14 protein-coding genes are annotated in these 13226 nt (G+C 68.2%); 4 read left to right on the plus strand and 10 right to left on the minus strand.

What is annotated here, in order from left to right; genetic code table 11:
* Together HDA44_RS17260 and HDA44_RS17265 are read left to right on the plus strand one after the other, a co-directional pair.
* Window positions 1-870, plus strand: a complete 870-nt coding sequence (locus tag HDA44_RS17260) for an LLM class flavin-dependent oxidoreductase (protein ID WP_184843765.1) — start codon at window positions 1-3, stop codon at window positions 868-870.
* Between the two features lie 75 nt (window positions 871-945).
* Complete coding sequence (locus HDA44_RS17265) at window positions 946-1884, plus strand: formylglycine-generating enzyme family protein (protein ID WP_184835637.1); 939 nt, start codon at window positions 946-948, stop codon at window positions 1882-1884.
* On the opposite strand, the gene HDA44_RS17270 is transcribed toward HDA44_RS17265, so the two are convergent.
* Window positions 1846-3090, minus strand: coding sequence for an MFS transporter (locus tag HDA44_RS17270; protein ID WP_184835639.1), 1245 nt, complete (start codon window positions 3088-3090; stop codon window positions 1846-1848). The two genes, HDA44_RS17265 and HDA44_RS17270, sit on opposite strands and share 39 nt — an antisense overlap.
* Window positions 3087-3692, minus strand: coding sequence for a MarR family winged helix-turn-helix transcriptional regulator (locus tag HDA44_RS17275; RefSeq protein ID WP_184835641.1), 606 nt, complete (start codon window positions 3690-3692; stop codon window positions 3087-3089). Before HDA44_RS17275 ends, HDA44_RS17270 begins: the two co-directional genes overlap by 4 nt.
* A 121-nt stretch (window positions 3693-3813) precedes the next feature.
* On the opposite strand from HDA44_RS17275, the gene HDA44_RS17280 reads away from it, so the two are divergent.
* Together HDA44_RS17280 and HDA44_RS17285 are read left to right on the plus strand one after the other, a co-directional pair.
* On the plus strand, window positions 3814-4380 hold the full coding sequence (locus HDA44_RS17280) for a TetR/AcrR family transcriptional regulator (RefSeq protein WP_184835643.1): 567 nt from the start codon (window positions 3814-3816) through the stop codon (window positions 4378-4380).
* Window positions 4377-4886, plus strand: coding sequence for an SRPBCC domain-containing protein (locus HDA44_RS17285; RefSeq protein WP_184835645.1), 510 nt, complete (start codon window positions 4377-4379; stop codon window positions 4884-4886). Before HDA44_RS17280 ends, HDA44_RS17285 begins: the two co-directional genes overlap by 4 nt.
* On the opposite strand, the gene HDA44_RS17290 is transcribed toward HDA44_RS17285, so the two are convergent.
* The 8 genes from HDA44_RS17290 to HDA44_RS17325 form a co-directional block, all read right to left on the minus strand.
* Window positions 4879-5859, minus strand: a complete 981-nt coding sequence (locus HDA44_RS17290) for a TolB-like translocation protein (RefSeq protein ID WP_184835647.1) — start codon at window positions 5857-5859, stop codon at window positions 4879-4881. The genes HDA44_RS17285 and HDA44_RS17290 overlap by 8 nt on opposite strands.
* A gap of 35 nt (window positions 5860-5894) precedes the next feature.
* Window positions 5895-7115 carry an MFS transporter gene (locus HDA44_RS17295; RefSeq protein ID WP_184835649.1) on the minus strand — a complete coding sequence of 407 codons (1221 nt, stop codon included), beginning with the start codon at window positions 7113-7115 and terminating at the stop codon, window positions 5895-5897.
* The gene (locus tag HDA44_RS17300; protein ID WP_184835651.1) at window positions 7115-8701 is read right to left on the minus strand and encodes a discoidin domain-containing protein; all 1587 of its coding nucleotides are present in this window, start codon (window positions 8699-8701) and stop codon (window positions 7115-7117) included. The genes HDA44_RS17295 and HDA44_RS17300 overlap by 1 nt, the downstream gene beginning before the upstream one ends.
* A gap of 98 nt (window positions 8702-8799) precedes the next feature.
* Window positions 8800-9828, minus strand: a complete 1029-nt coding sequence (locus tag HDA44_RS17305; protein WP_202887408.1) for a LacI family DNA-binding transcriptional regulator — start codon at window positions 9826-9828, stop codon at window positions 8800-8802.
* Between the two features lie 134 nt (window positions 9829-9962).
* Complete coding sequence (locus HDA44_RS17310) at window positions 9963-10223, minus strand: hypothetical protein (protein ID WP_184835653.1); 261 nt, start codon at window positions 10221-10223, stop codon at window positions 9963-9965.
* 180 nt (window positions 10224-10403) lie between these two features.
* Window positions 10404-11477: a zinc-dependent alcohol dehydrogenase family protein gene (locus tag HDA44_RS17315; protein WP_238352475.1), complete on the minus strand. Its 1074-nt coding sequence runs from the start codon at window positions 11475-11477 to the stop codon at window positions 10404-10406.
* A 7-nt stretch (window positions 11478-11484) separates the two neighbouring features.
* On the minus strand, window positions 11485-12321 hold the full coding sequence (locus tag HDA44_RS17320) for an ABC transporter permease (protein WP_184835655.1): 837 nt from the start codon (window positions 12319-12321) through the stop codon (window positions 11485-11487).
* Window positions 12318-13187, minus strand: a complete 870-nt coding sequence (locus tag HDA44_RS17325) for an ABC transporter ATP-binding protein (protein ID WP_238352476.1) — start codon at window positions 13185-13187, stop codon at window positions 12318-12320. The genes HDA44_RS17320 and HDA44_RS17325 overlap by 4 nt, the downstream gene beginning before the upstream one ends.
* Between the last annotated feature and the right edge of the window lie 39 nt (window positions 13188-13226).

A 13226-nucleotide genomic window follows, 5' to 3' on the forward strand; every position in this document is an offset into this window, starting at 1 on the left:
ATGCGCTTCTCGATCAACATTCCGAACTTCGGGGACTTCGCCGACGTGCGTACGGTCGCGCGGGTGGCGACCGTGGCTGAACAGGCCGGGTGGGACGCACTGTTCGTGTGGGACCACGTGGTACACAGCAAGGAGTCGCGGCGCGGGCAGCCGTTCGGTGATCCGTGGATGCTGATGACCGCGGCGGCGCTGGCGACTTCGCGGATTCTGCTCGGGCCGCTGGTCACGCCGGTGGCGCGGCGCCGGCCGGAACAGCTCGCGCGGCAGGTGGCGACGCTGGACGGCGTGAGCGGCGGGCGGGTGATCTTCGGCGCGGGGCTTGGTGGGCCGATCGAGGACGAGTTCGGGAGTTTCGGGGACGAGACCGATCCGAAGGTGCTGGCGGAGAAGCTTGACGAGGGGCTCGGGCTGCTGGCCGCGTACTGGTCGGGTGATCGGGTTGATCATGACGGCAAGCACTACCGGGTCGATGACGTTGAGTTGCTGCCGGCAACGGTTCAGCGGCCGCGGCCGCCGGTGTGGATCGCCGGGTACTGGCCGCGGAAGGCGCCGATGCGGCGGGCGGCCCGCTGGGACGGTGCGGTGCCGTTGTTCGCCAGTGCCAACCATGGGAATGCGCCGGCGGTTGAAGAGGTACGTGAGCTGGTCGCGTTTCTTGACGGAGAGCGGGAGCACCGGAGCCGGCCGTACGACGTGGTTGTCGGCGGGATCAGTCCGGGTGATCCGGCTGGTGCACGGGCCCTGATCGAGCCGCTCGCCGAGGCGGGCGCGACCTGGTGGGACGAACGGCAGCTGATCCGGGGCACGGACTTCTACCGCCTGGAACCAGTCTTGCGCAGGATCGAGCAAGGCCCGCCGACCTTCGCCTAAACCCCGATGCGCAGGGCGCGGACGTCCACGTGAGCGCGACCGGACAGTCGTGGGGTGAGTACTTAGACTGCTGATATGAGTGAGGATCAGCCGTCTTGTTGTGCGCCGTCTCGGGTGGGTGACTCGGTGCCGCCGCCAGTACCAGGTGGGCGGGGTGCGCATTTGGTTGAGCAGGTTGTGGTTGGGGGTGGGGTTTTCGCGATGGGGAACCCCAATGGGGATGAGAACGGCGGTGATGGGGAGCTGCCGGTTCATGAGGTTGAGTTGGGTGGGTTCAGGATTGACGCGACCAGCGTGACCAACGCGGACTTCGCGCGGTTCGTGGACGCCACTGAGTACAAGACCGAGGCTGAGATCTTCGGGTATTCGGCGGTGTTTCATCTTGCTCTGGCGGCTGAGCCGGACGAGGTGATGGGGCCGGCTTCGGGTACGCCGTGGTGGGCTGGGGTGCGCGGGGCCGACTGGCGGCATCCGGGTGGTTCGCGGTCGGATCTGGACGGGATCGAGGATCACCCGGTCGTACACGTCAGCTGGAACGACGCGGTCGCGTACTGCAAGTGGGCCGGCCGTCGGCTGCCGACGGAAGCGGAGTGGGAGTACGCGTCGCGCGGCGGCCTGGAGGGGGCGCGGTACCCGTGGGGCGACGAGCTGATCGGCGACGACGGGATCCACCGGTGCAACATCTGGCAGGGTGAGTTCCCGCGGAAGAACACCGAGGAAGACGGCTTCCTCACCACCGCCCCGGTCCGTACGTTCGAGCCGAACGGCTACGGCCTGTGGCAGACGGTCGGCAACGTGTGGGAGTGGTGCAACGACTGGTTCGGCCCGCGCTACTACAAGTTCTCCCCCGCCGCGAACCCGCCCGGACCGTCACTCGGCGCGGCCCGGGTGATCCGCGGTGGTTCGTACCTGTGCCACGACTCGTACTGCAACCGCTACCGCAACGCCGCGCGCTCGTCCAACACCCCGGAGTCCTCAATGGGCAACGCCGGCTTCCGCACCGTCGCCCTCTGAAGTACGCGACCGCAAACCGGGCGTACTCGCCGCGACTCCGGCCACCGCGGCGATGCAGAGCAGCGCGCCGGAAACGAGTGACGTCACTGGTGAGGTGAATTGTGCGACCAGGCCACCTCGGAGGTTGCCCAGATCAGGACCGGCCTGGCCGACGATCTGCTCCGCCGCGCTGACCCGCCCGAGCAGCTCCGGTGGCGTGTACAGCTGGATGATCGTGCTCCGCGAAACCACCGCGAGCGTGTCCGCCGCACCAGCCACCGCGAGGCAGACCAACGCGAGCCACGGCACCGGCGAGAACGCGAACAGCACCAGCGCGATCCCCCACGCACCCGAGCCGCACAGCATCACCACACCGTGCCGCGGCAGCCGGGTGAACGTCCCGGAGAACACCGTCGCGATCACCCCGCCGACGGCGATCGCGGTCAGGAACAGGCCGAGCGTACGCGGGTTGTTGCCGAACCGCTCCGCGTTGATGACCGGAAACAGACTGATCGGCATCGACAGCACGGTCGCCGCGAGATCGGTGATCAGCGCGCCACGGATCACCGGCGTCGAGGCGACGAACGTCAAACCGTCCCACACCCCACGCAGGCCGGGCTTCGCGGTGGACTCGATCTGCATCCGGGGCAGACCCAGCACGCCGTACAACGCGGCGAGGAAGCTGACGGCGTCGATCAGGTAACACACCCCGACACCCCACGCGCCGATGATCAGACCGCCGAGCGCCGGGCCGAGCAGCATCGCGCCCTGGAAACCGATCCGGTTCAGCGCGATTCCGGCGGCGAGCTGATCCCGGGTGAGCAGATGCGGAAGTACGGTCCGTGCCACCGGTCCGGCGGTCGCGCCGAAGCACGCCTGGACGCCGATCAGCACGAGCAGTACGCCGACCGGCACCCGGCCGAACACGAGCTGACTGGCCATCACACTCGCGACCAGCAGCTGACCGATCGTGGTGACCAGGTAGATCCGGCGGCGTTCGAGCCGGTCCACCAGCGTGCCGGCGAACAGGCCGAGCACGATCAACGGCAGCGCCTGCGCGAGCCCGACCGCGCCGGTCCAGGCCGGGCTCGACGTCTGGTCCCAGACCTGGAACATCACCGCGACGAAGGTCAGCTGCCCACCGAACCCGGACAACACCTGGCCGACCCACAACCGCCGGTACGCGACCACCCGCAACGGCCGCAGATCGATGAACGCCCCCTTCACTCCCCCACACCTTCCACCTTCGCAACGCCGCCCGCCTCCGCTGCACCCTCCGGCTTCGCAGCACCGTCCGACTTCGCAGCGCCCTCCGCCTCCGCAGCACCGTAGAGCTTCGCGGCATCTTCCAGACCCGCCACGCCGGCCAGCTTGGCCGTGATGCGGTCGTGGAAGCTCTGCCGCTCCAGTGCCGCCTCGAGGTCGCGTACCACCTGGGTCAACGGGTACGGGAGCTCGGCGTCCAGCTCGGCCAGCGCGGCGTCGGTGGCAGACCACTCGGCGGCGAGCAGCTCGACCAGCTTCTTCGACTTGGCGGTCAGCGTGACCCGCTTGCTCCGGGCATCAGCTCCGGGCACGGTCCGCACCAGCCCCGCCGTACGCATCCCGGCGACCTTCTGGCTCAACGCCGAGTGCGTCCGGCCGGTCACCTCCGCCAGCTCGGTGATCGTCAGCGGTCCCTTGTAGTGCAGTTGCAGCAACTCGCGTACGTACGTCGGTTTGAGGCCGTCGATACGCCGGTCGGTGTAGATCCGGGCGACGTCGGCATCCAGCCGGGCCAGCAACTCGTACAGCGGTCGCCAGTGACTCTTCTCGGTCGGGTCGTCCATGCCGGGATCATAACAGCACTTATATAAGTGCTGTCACATTTTTACGATACGGCAGTTGCGTAAATGCCTTGGCACGGCTATCTTCTTTTCGACACCGCAGTAGCGAAAAAGAGGGTGAGCGATGGCAGCGCGAGGGCGGCCGCGGGATGCCGGCGTCGAGGGGCGGGTGCTGGCGGCGGCGATGAGCGAGATGCGCGCCCGCGGGTACGACGGGATGTCCGTCGAGCGGATCGCCGAGCGCGCCGGGGTGGCCAAGACCACGCTGTACCGGCGCTGGCCGAGCAAGGCCGAGCTGGTGATGGCGATGATCGCGCAGCTGACCAGCGCGGTCGCGTTCGACCCGACCGGGGACCCGCGGCGGGACCTGACCGAGTTCGTCGCCGGAATCGCCGGCGCCCTGGACTCCATCCCGACCGCGCTGGTCGCCGACCTGGTCGCCGCGGCCGCCCGCGAACCCCGGGTCGGCGAAGGCGTCCGCGCCCTCTGGGCCGAGCGGCACGCGGTCGTCGCCACCGCGATCGGCCGGTTCCAGGACGAGGGCCTGATGCCGGCACACGCCGATCCCCGCGTCGTCGTCGACCAGCTCGTCGGCGCGCTGTACTACCGGCTCCTGATCACCGGCGAGCCGATCGATCCCGCCTACGTGAGGGCGCTGGTGCACAGCACCCTCGGACCGGAGCAGTCATGAAGAAGTTCCTTGTCGTTCTCGGCACCGTCATCGTGGTGATCGCCGCGTACACGGTCGTCACCGTCGTACGTCCGTTCGTGCTGCACACCGAGATCGAGATCGACGCGTCCCCCGAGCAGGTCTGGAACGTGCTCACCGACCGCGAGGCGTACCCGGAGTGGAACCCGTTCATCATCTCGTCGACCGGCGAGTTGAAGGTCGGCGGCAAGATCACCAACGTCCTTCGCGACACCAAGGGCAGCGAAACCGCGTTCGACCCGACCCTGCTCGCGGTCACGCCGAACGAGGAACTGCGCTGGATCGGCAAGGTCCCGCCCGGCGCGATCTTCGACGGCGAGCACTCGTTCCGGCTGACCGCGCTGCCGAACGGGCGCACCCGCCTGGTCCAGGAGGAGAAGTTCACCGGCGCCGCCATCCCGTTCACCCGCTCGATGCTGAACAACACCATCAAGCCCCAGTTCGAAGCGATGAACCGCGCCCTCGCTGACCGGGCGAAGGCTAGCTGACCGAGGGACTTGTTGCCTGCGGCACCAACAGCTTGGGTGCCGTAGTGAGGCCGACCGACCAGATGTCCTGGGTTCCGGAGGGGTTGCGGAGGGGGTAGAGGAGGGTGCTGTTGTCCCGCCAGACGGGCTGGTCGTCCAGTTGGCGGGACTCGGGTGGATGGGTGATCCGGTGGGTGGCGAGGTCGAGAACGGCGAGCCGCCAAGTACCCGGGCCGGTCTTCTGTTTGTACGCGATCCGGCGGCCGTCCGGTGACAGCGAAGGGCATTCGACGTTCTCGGCGATCGCGGTGCCGCGGTACGCGCGGTAGTCCGCCTCGATCAATCGGGTCCTGCCCTTGCTGGCCATGGTCGCGTAGAAACGGTTGCCGTCGGCACCGAAGGTGATGCCCCAGTAGTTCACGTCCGACGCGAAGTACCGTTTGCCGTCGACGAAAACCGCGAGTTCCTCGATCGTCTTCACGAGTCGCCCGGTGTTCACTTCGTACAGACCGGTGCGGGTGGAGAAGCCGGTGGCGGCGTACGAGTCACCGGTTACGAAGAGGGTCCAGTTCACGATCCGGCCATCGGGTGACACGCGGGCGCGGCTCGGCGTACCAGGCAGGGTTTCGCGATGCCGTTCGTGCAGGTTCGCGTCCAGTACGAACATCTCGGTCAGCGGTGGTAGCGAACTGGGCTTCAAGCGCAGGCAGATCGCCGTACCGTGGGCGGCGGCGAAGCGGTCGCAGTGCAGTTCGCCGACGCGACGTGGCGTACCCGGATCGGCGACGGGTACGGCGGCCAGCTTGCCGGAGTCGGGGCCCGGCGCGAGGTTGCGGAAGAACAGGGTCTTGCCGTCGAGCAGCATCGGCTGACCGGAGACAACGGGCACGGCGTTTTCGGTGGCACCGCCGTCACGGGCCTGGATGACGTACGTGATCGCGCCGCCGATCAGCGCGAGGATGCCGATCGCGGTGACGATGAGGCGGCGGGTCATCGGCGTACCTCCGGCGGTTTGAAGATCGCGGCGGGTCATCGGCGTACCCCCAGCGGTTTGAAGATCGCGGCGGCGATGGTGACTGCGAGCAGGGCGAGGGTGAAGGCGAGGATCGCCGGGCGGAGATCCCAGAGCGTCCAGAGCAGACCGACCGTGACGGCGGCGGCCATCCGGGCGAGCGCCTGCCCGGTCTGCAGGACGGCGAGCCCGCTGGCGCGCAGGTGTTCGGGCAGAAGTGGGCCGACCGCGGCCGGGAGTACGCCGTCGGTGGCGGCGTAGAAGACGCCGTGCAGCGCGAGGACGAGCCACCAGCTGCCGATCGGGCCGCAGATGATGAGCAAGGCAACGATCAGCGCGAGATGGCCGCCAAGGAAGACCTTCCAACGACCGATGCGATCTCCGAGCCGGCCGAGCGGAATGGCGAGCAGGAGGAACGTACCGGCGGTTCCCAACGGGAGCAGGGGAAAGACGCTGGTCCCGATGTCCCAGCGGCGCTGCACGGCCAAATAGACGAACGAATCGGTGATCGTGAGCAGACCGAGACCAGCCGCCCAGATGCAGCACCGGCGAAAATTTGCCTCACGCAACAACCCGAGCGTCGTACGAATCGGCGCCGGTGCCTGAACAGGAGGCGGCGCCGGTTGGTCGCGAACGAACGAAACCAGCAGGATGACCGCGCACGTCGCCAATGCAAAGCTGGTCACGAAGACCGAGTCGTAGTTGTTGAGACTGGCCCACAGCACGAGCGTCGCGACCAACGGCCCGAGAAACGCGCCGACGGTGTCGAGCGCGCGGTGGACGCCGAAGGAACGGCCCAGGCTCGCCGGGTCGCTGCTCGACGTGATCAGCGCGTCACGAGGAGCGGTCCGGATACCCTTGCCGGCGCGGTCGATCGCGAGTACCGCACCGATCGCCGGTACCACCGGGCCGGCGACCAGGAAGCCGAGCTTCGCGATCGCCGACAACGCGTAGCCGATGCCGGCGACGGTCTTCAACCGCCGCCAGCGATCGGCCACATGTCCGCCGACCAGCCGCAGTACCGCGGTCGCACCGGCATACAGACCGTCGAGCAGGCCGAACTGCAGTGGGTTCAGCCCGAGCCCGAAGACCAGGTACAGCGGCAGGATCGCGGTCACCATCTCGGCCGAGATGTCGGTCACCAGGCTGACGATGCCAAGGGCAACGACATTGCCCGGTACGTTCCTGACTGCCCGGCGTAACGGTGTCCGCGGCGGGCCGACGGATGCGAGATACATCAGTGGCAGGTGTACGTCGGGCTGCTGTCCAGGACCTTGCTGTCCAGCCCGATCAGCTGGGTGCTGAACGTCGTGTCGGTCATCGACAGTTTGAGTACGCCGAAGTCCTCGATGATCTTCGCGGTCGCCGGATGCGCGGCGCTGACCGGGTAGAGCGGCGCACCGCCCATTCCGCCGATGATCTGGACCGGGCCGTTCGGATCCTTCGCCCCGGCGGCGTTCTGCGGCAGGAACCGTTCGTAGTGGTGGTCGTGACCGTTCAGGATCAGATCGGTCTTGGCGGACACCAGCGTCTTCCACAACGGATCGGCGTCCGGGTTGTCGCCGTGATCACCGGAACTGAAACGCGGGTGGTGGTAGTACGCCGCGATGCAGCCCTTGGTGTTCTTCGCCAGATCCTGCTTCAGCCAGGTGAGTTGCGCCGGTTCGGCCAGCCCTTCTTCCTTGACGAAGTCGTTCGAATCCAGGGCAATGAAGTGCCAGTTGCCCATTTCCCAGCTGTAGTAGTTCTTCCCCTGCGGCGTGGCGATCGAGCCGAAGTACTTGTGGTACCCCTCGTACGGCGTGTTGTCGTACGTCTCGTGGTTGCCGGGGATCGGGTGGGTGATGTTCTTGAACTTCCCCCACGTCGTCGCGTAGTACTTCTGGAAGTCGGACAGATGCGCGTCGTCGTACTGGTTGTCGCCCATCGTGATCACGGCGGCCGGGTTCATCGCCTGGACCAGTTTGGCGGTCTTCGGGTGTACGCACTTCGAGTCCGATGCGGTGCAGCGATCCGCGATGTCACCGGCGGCCGCGAGTACGAACCCGCCGGTTCCGCCCGTACCTGTCGTGACTGCGATCGGTGCGGCCGCCGCGGACGTGTTGCCGGCCAGGTCGCGGGCGCGCACCGAGTACTGGTACGCCGTGTTCGCGGTCAGACCGGTGTCGTTGTACTGCGTACTCGCCGTGGACGCGATCACCTTGCCATCGCGGAGCACTTCGTACGCACTGACGCCGACGTTGTCGGTCGATGCGGTCCAGGTGAGCGCTACTGAGGTCGCGGTGGCGCCGGTGCTCTTCAGACCGGTTGGTACGGTCGGTGCCTGGGTGTCGCCGGAGGAGTCCTTCGTACCGTAGACCTCCAGCTCCCAGAGTGAGTAGCCGTAGGACGTGGCGCGTTGCGTACCGACCAAGCGGAGATACCTGCCGTGCGCGTTCAATCCGGTCAGGTCGTCGGTCGCTCCGTTGCCGTTCGCAACTTCCTTGACGGTGGTGAAATTGGCTCCGTCGTCGGAGACCTCGATCCGGTACGCCTTCGCGTACGCGGCTTCCCAGTTGAGCTTGACCCGGCCGACGGCGGCCGGCTGGCCGAGGTCGACGCGGAGCCATTGTGGATCGGAACCTTCGGCACTGGCCCAGCGCGTCGACGAGTCACCGTCGACTGCCTTGGCCGCTGCCAGCGTGTCATCCTCGTTGCTTGAGGCAATGACAGGTCGGCCCTGCGAGAGCAGGGTGTCGGCGCTGGTTCTGGCGTCGGCGGCGGAACCACCGAGCGCGACGACCAGGCCGACGGGGAGCACCAGCGCGAGCAGGCGCAGTTTCATGCGACACCTCCGGGGGCGCGGAGTTCTGAATTGTTAGGAAGGTTACCTAACAGTTAATGCCAGGTAAAGCCCTCTTCGCGGTTGCCTTGAAAATGCGGTCAGCTGAGCGGCGTGGTGGTGGCGCGGTGGACCAGGCGGGCCGGGACGACGATCTCCTGGGGCTCGCCGGTCGGGCCGTCGGTGATCTGGGCGGTGAGCAGCGCGGTGATGCGGTCGGCCATCTCGGCGTGGCCGGGGCTGACCGTGGACAGCGCCGGGACCAGGTACGCGGCCTCGTCGATGTCGTCGAAGCCGATCACCTGGACATCCGCCGGTACCCGCAGCCCGGCGTCGGCCAGCGCCCGCAGCGCGCCCATCGCGACCACGTCGTTGAGGGCGAACACCGCGTCGAACCCGATCCCCCGATCGAGCAGCGCGCGAATCCCCTCGTACCCGTCCTGAAGCCGGAAACTGCTCCGGATGTTCAACCTTGGATCAACGGGGACGGCCGCCTCGGCGTGGGCCAGCGCGTAGCCCTCCGCGCGCAACGCCGGCATGTTCGCGGCGCCGTCGGGCTCGCCGCCGAGCATCGCGACCCGGCGGGCGCCGGTCGCCAGCAGGTGCGCGGTCGCCTGGCGGGCACCGTCGACGTTGTCCATCATCACGTGGTCGAAGCGGGACGGCAGCGCCCGCTCCCCGATCAACACCACCGGCGCGTCGGTACGGAGCTGGCCGAGCTCGGCCGGGTCGATGTCGACCACGCTGAGGATCAGCCCGTCGTACATCCGCAGCCGGGAGAACGCGACCGCCTCCATCTCCCTCTCGCGGCTCGCGCCGGTGCGCTCGACCACGACCCGCAGGTCATGCGCCTCGAACCGGTCCGCCAGCCGGCCGGCCAGTTGCGCGAAGTACGGGTTTTCCAACTCAGGTACGGCCAGGCCGACCACGCCCGTACGCCCCGCTCGGAGGTGCCGCGCGGCCAGGTTCACCTGGTAGCCGAGCTCGCCGATCGCGGCCAGTACCCGCTCCTTGGTCTCGGCACCGACCCGGGGCCGGCCGTTGATCACGTTCGACACCGTCATCGTGGACACCCCCGCGGACCGCGCCACATCGGCCATCGTCACCACGGTGGACGCCTTCTGCCGCATGTTCCCCACCCTACGGAAGGCATCCGCGGCGACGTCGCACCGCACGCCGCGAACCCCTGACGCCGTACCCCACCTTGAGAAGCCACCGCGCGAATTCTCGCCCGCGAAACGCGCGGTGGCTTCTCAAAGTGGGGTCAGGTGGTGGGGTTGCGGCGGTTCTGGAGGGTGGTGGTGGCGAAGGCGGCGAGGAGGAGGGCGACGCCGCCGGCGCCGAAGCCGATGACGAGGGTGCCGCGGCTGCTCAGCCGGGCGTCGCACTGCATCGGCGTAATGCCCTTGTCCGGCTGGAAAACCGAGCCGCAGGAGTCACCGGCGGCCGAGATCGGCCGCACGGCGAAGACCACCCCGACGATCAGCAGGACCGCTCCCACCGCGCCGAGGATCTTGGTCAGCACCGGCCACCCGTTCGGGCCGCCGGGCGTACGTCAGCCGGAACCGACCGCTCTTGCCGGGCCAGATCCTGCATCCGCACGGTCACGCTCCCTGGTAGCTCGGTGAGATTTGATCAAATCTAACGCAGCTAGCAGGGACTGCTGAAGTTCGGGGGCGGCGGCTGGTGGAATCTTCACCCAGTTCTAACGGAGCGCGACCAGCGAGCCACTCGCCCGGCCGTGCGCGACATCGGCCAGCGCCCGGTCGACGGCATCGAACGGTACGGCGGTGGTGTGCGCGCTGATTTCGAGCCGCGCGATCAGCCGGAGCAGCTCCTCCCCGTCGCGCCGGGTGTTGGAGGTGACGCTGCGCAGGTCCCGCTCGTGGAAGAGGTGCCGCTCGTAGTTCAGCACCGGTACGTCGGACAGGTGGATGCCCGCGACCGCCACCGTGCCGCCCGGACGGACGGCCTCCAGCGCGTACGGGACGACGTCACCCGCCGGGGCGAACACGATCGCCGAGTCGAGCGGTGCCGGTGGGCGATCGGCGGTCTCCCCTACGAACACCGCGCCGAGTGCGCGGGCGAGTACCCGGTTCTGTTCGCCGCGGGTCATCACGAACAGCTCGGCGCCCTGCGCGGTCGCGAGCTGCGCGGTCAGGTGGGCACTCGAACCGAAGCCGTAGATGCCGAGGCGGCCGCCGGGTGGCAGGTTCGCGCGGAGGAGCGCGCGGTAGCCGATGATGCCGGCGCACAGGAAGGGGGCGAGCTCGATCGCGGGGCGGTCGGGCGGGAGGGCGTACGCGAAATCCTGCGGGACGACGGCGTACTCAGCGAAGCCGCCGTGCGCGTCCCAGCCGGTGTAGGTCGATCGCGGACAGAGGTTCTCGGCACCCCGCCGGCAGAACTCACACCCACCACAGGTCCCCCGCAACCACGCAATCCCAACCCGATCACCAACAGCAAAGCGATCGGCGGGAGCGGCGCGGTCGCCGCCGATGTGGTCGGCGGTGGTGCGGGTGCTGGTGGTGCGGGTAGTGGATGGGCCGTGGGCGACCACCGTGCCGACTGCCTGGTGGCCTGGGGTGATGTGGAGGTGTTTTGGGGGGAGGTCGCCTTCGCAGAGGTGGAGGTCGGTGCGGCAGATTCCGCATGCCTCCACCTCTACGAGTACCTCGCCAGGTCCTGGTTCGGGGATCGGGCGCCGTATCTTGCGCAGCGGAGCGGTGTCGATCGGGCCTGGACGATCGACCACCCACGCGTACATCTCGTCGGTCATGACTCCATCATGCGGCGCGTTGGAGGGCTCGTTCGCGGCGTTCGGCGACCTTTGAGCCGGATTCGCGGCGGGCCATCCGGCGGAGTACGACAGGGGCGAGCAGTACGCCGGCGATCGCCCAGACGCCTAGTACGGCGGCGGTTTCCAGGTGCCGCCAGGAGTCGCCGACCTCGACCACGACGGTCGAGTCGGGCAGCAGGGCGGAGCGCATGCCGAGGCCCATCCAGTAGATCGGGGTGACCTGACCGATCCACGCGATCCAGCCGGGCAGGGCGGTGATCGGGTAGAAGATGCCCGAGATCGCGATCAGTCCGAGTACGGGCAACTGGATCAACCCTTGCGAGCGGGCGCTGGTGAACACCGAGCCGAGGATCGCGCCGATCGGCAAAGTGGCGACCAGACCGAGCACCAGGACCCAGATCAGCGTGAACCAGTTCGCCGAGCCGACTGCCAGACCGTCGACCAGGAGCAGGCCCGGGATCAGCAGGATGGCCAGGTCTGCGAGCAGGCCGCCCGCTACCGAAACGACCTTGCCGACGACGTACGCGAGCATGCCGTTCGGGACGGCCTTGGCCCGCAGCAACGTACCGTCCTCGCGGTCGGCGGTCAGGTGCTGGCTCATGCTGACCATGCCCATCGCCGCGTTCATGCCGAGGATGCTCGGTAGTGCGAGCGCGCCGAGCAGGATGCCGGTCGAGCCGAAGTCGCGGTCCCGGAGGAAGAACAGCGCGACCAGCATGAGTACGGGCCAGAGGAAGTGACTGAACAGTTCGGCGCCGTTCGTGAACGACTGCCGAAGCTCGATCAGTCCACGCTGCCAGCCGATCCGGATCGCCGGTGTCATGTCGTCTCCTGTCCGCGGACCAAGGTGAGATACGTGTCTTCGAGGGAGGCGCGGCGTACTTCGAGCTCGCGCAGCCGGTCGCCGTACGTCCCGAACAGGTCGCGGACGAACCGGGTCGAGTCGGTCGTCGATTCGCGGAAGGGCCGGCCGTCGACCGACCATCGGACCTCGTCCTGGCCGGCGATCAAGGTGGTCAGCTCCGCGGTCGTGCCGGCCGCGATGATCCGGCCGCCGGCGAGTACGAGGATGCGGTCGGCGAGCTTGTCGGCCTCGTTCAGGTCGTGGGTGGTGAGCAGGATCGTGGTGTCCTGCTCGGCGGCAAGCCGCCGGACCAGCTCGTGGAACTCCGACCGGGCCTCCGGGTCGAAGCCGACGGTCGGCTCGTCCAGGAACAGTACGTCGGGGCGGCCAACGATTCCGATCGCGACGTCCAGCCGGCGGCGCTGACCGCCGGAGAGGGTCTTGATCTTCTGCCCGGCGAACGGCGTCAGCCCGACCGCGTCGAGCAGCTCGTCGGTCGGCCATGGACGCGGCGCGGCGGAGGTCGAGTACGGCGCGTAGTACCGGCCGAGGTGGTGCAGCAGTTCGCGTACGCGCCAGTTGCCGTGGTCGCGCCAGGACTGCAGCACGATGCCGAGCCGGGACCGCCAGTGCTCGTCGCCGGCGGCCGGGTCGACGCCGAGGACCTCCACGTCGCCCGCGGACCGGAGCCGGAAGCCTTCCAGGATCTCGATCGTCGTGCTCTTGCCGGCACCGTTCGGGCCGAGCAGGGCGAGCACCTCGCCGGGGCGCGCGGCGAAGGAGACATCGCTGAGTACGTCGGTGTCGCCGTACCGCATCCGCAGGCCGTCCACTGTCATCACCATGACCCGAAAACTATGTTGCATTCACCGAATCGGCAATCA

Source organism: Kribbella solani, from assembly GCF_014205295.1.
In the GTDB taxonomy this organism is placed as follows: Bacteria; Actinomycetota; Actinomycetes; order Propionibacteriales; family Kribbellaceae; genus Kribbella; species Kribbella solani.

Excerpts from the sequence above, each read along its gene's own strand:
- HDA44_RS17315 (WP_238352475.1), bottom strand. The coding sequence starts at position 11,477 with ATGACCGACGAGATGTACGCGTGGGTGGTCGATCGTCCAGGCCCGATC.
- HDA44_RS17290 (WP_184835647.1), bottom strand. The coding sequence starts at position 5,859 with ATGACCCGCCGCCTCATCGTCACCGCGATCGGCATCCTCGCGCTGATC.
- HDA44_RS17325 (WP_238352476.1), bottom strand. The coding sequence starts at position 13,187 with ATGGTGATGACAGTGGACGGCCTGCGGATGCGGTACGGCGACACCGAC.
- HDA44_RS17300 (WP_184835651.1), bottom strand. The coding sequence starts at position 8,701 with ATGAAACTGCGCCTGCTCGCGCTGGTGCTCCCCGTCGGCCTGGTCGTC.
- HDA44_RS17280 (WP_184835643.1), top strand. The coding sequence starts at position 3,814 with ATGGCAGCGCGAGGGCGGCCGCGGGATGCCGGCGTCGAGGGGCGGGTG.
- HDA44_RS17285 (WP_184835645.1), top strand. The coding sequence starts at position 4,377 with ATGAAGAAGTTCCTTGTCGTTCTCGGCACCGTCATCGTGGTGATCGCC.
- HDA44_RS17275 (WP_184835641.1), bottom strand. The coding sequence starts at position 3,692 with ATGGACGACCCGACCGAGAAGAGTCACTGGCGACCGCTGTACGAGTTG.
- HDA44_RS17260 (WP_184843765.1), top strand. The coding sequence starts at position 1 with ATGCGCTTCTCGATCAACATTCCGAACTTCGGGGACTTCGCCGACGTG.
- HDA44_RS17305 (WP_202887408.1), bottom strand. The coding sequence starts at position 9,828 with ATGCGGCAGAAGGCGTCCACCGTGGTGACGATGGCCGATGTGGCGCGG.
- HDA44_RS17295 (WP_184835649.1), bottom strand. The coding sequence starts at position 7,115 with ATGTATCTCGCATCCGTCGGCCCGCCGCGGACACCGTTACGCCGGGCA.
- HDA44_RS17320 (WP_184835655.1), bottom strand. The coding sequence starts at position 12,321 with ATGACACCGGCGATCCGGATCGGCTGGCAGCGTGGACTGATCGAGCTT.
- HDA44_RS17265 (WP_184835637.1), top strand. The coding sequence starts at position 946 with ATGAGTGAGGATCAGCCGTCTTGTTGTGCGCCGTCTCGGGTGGGTGAC.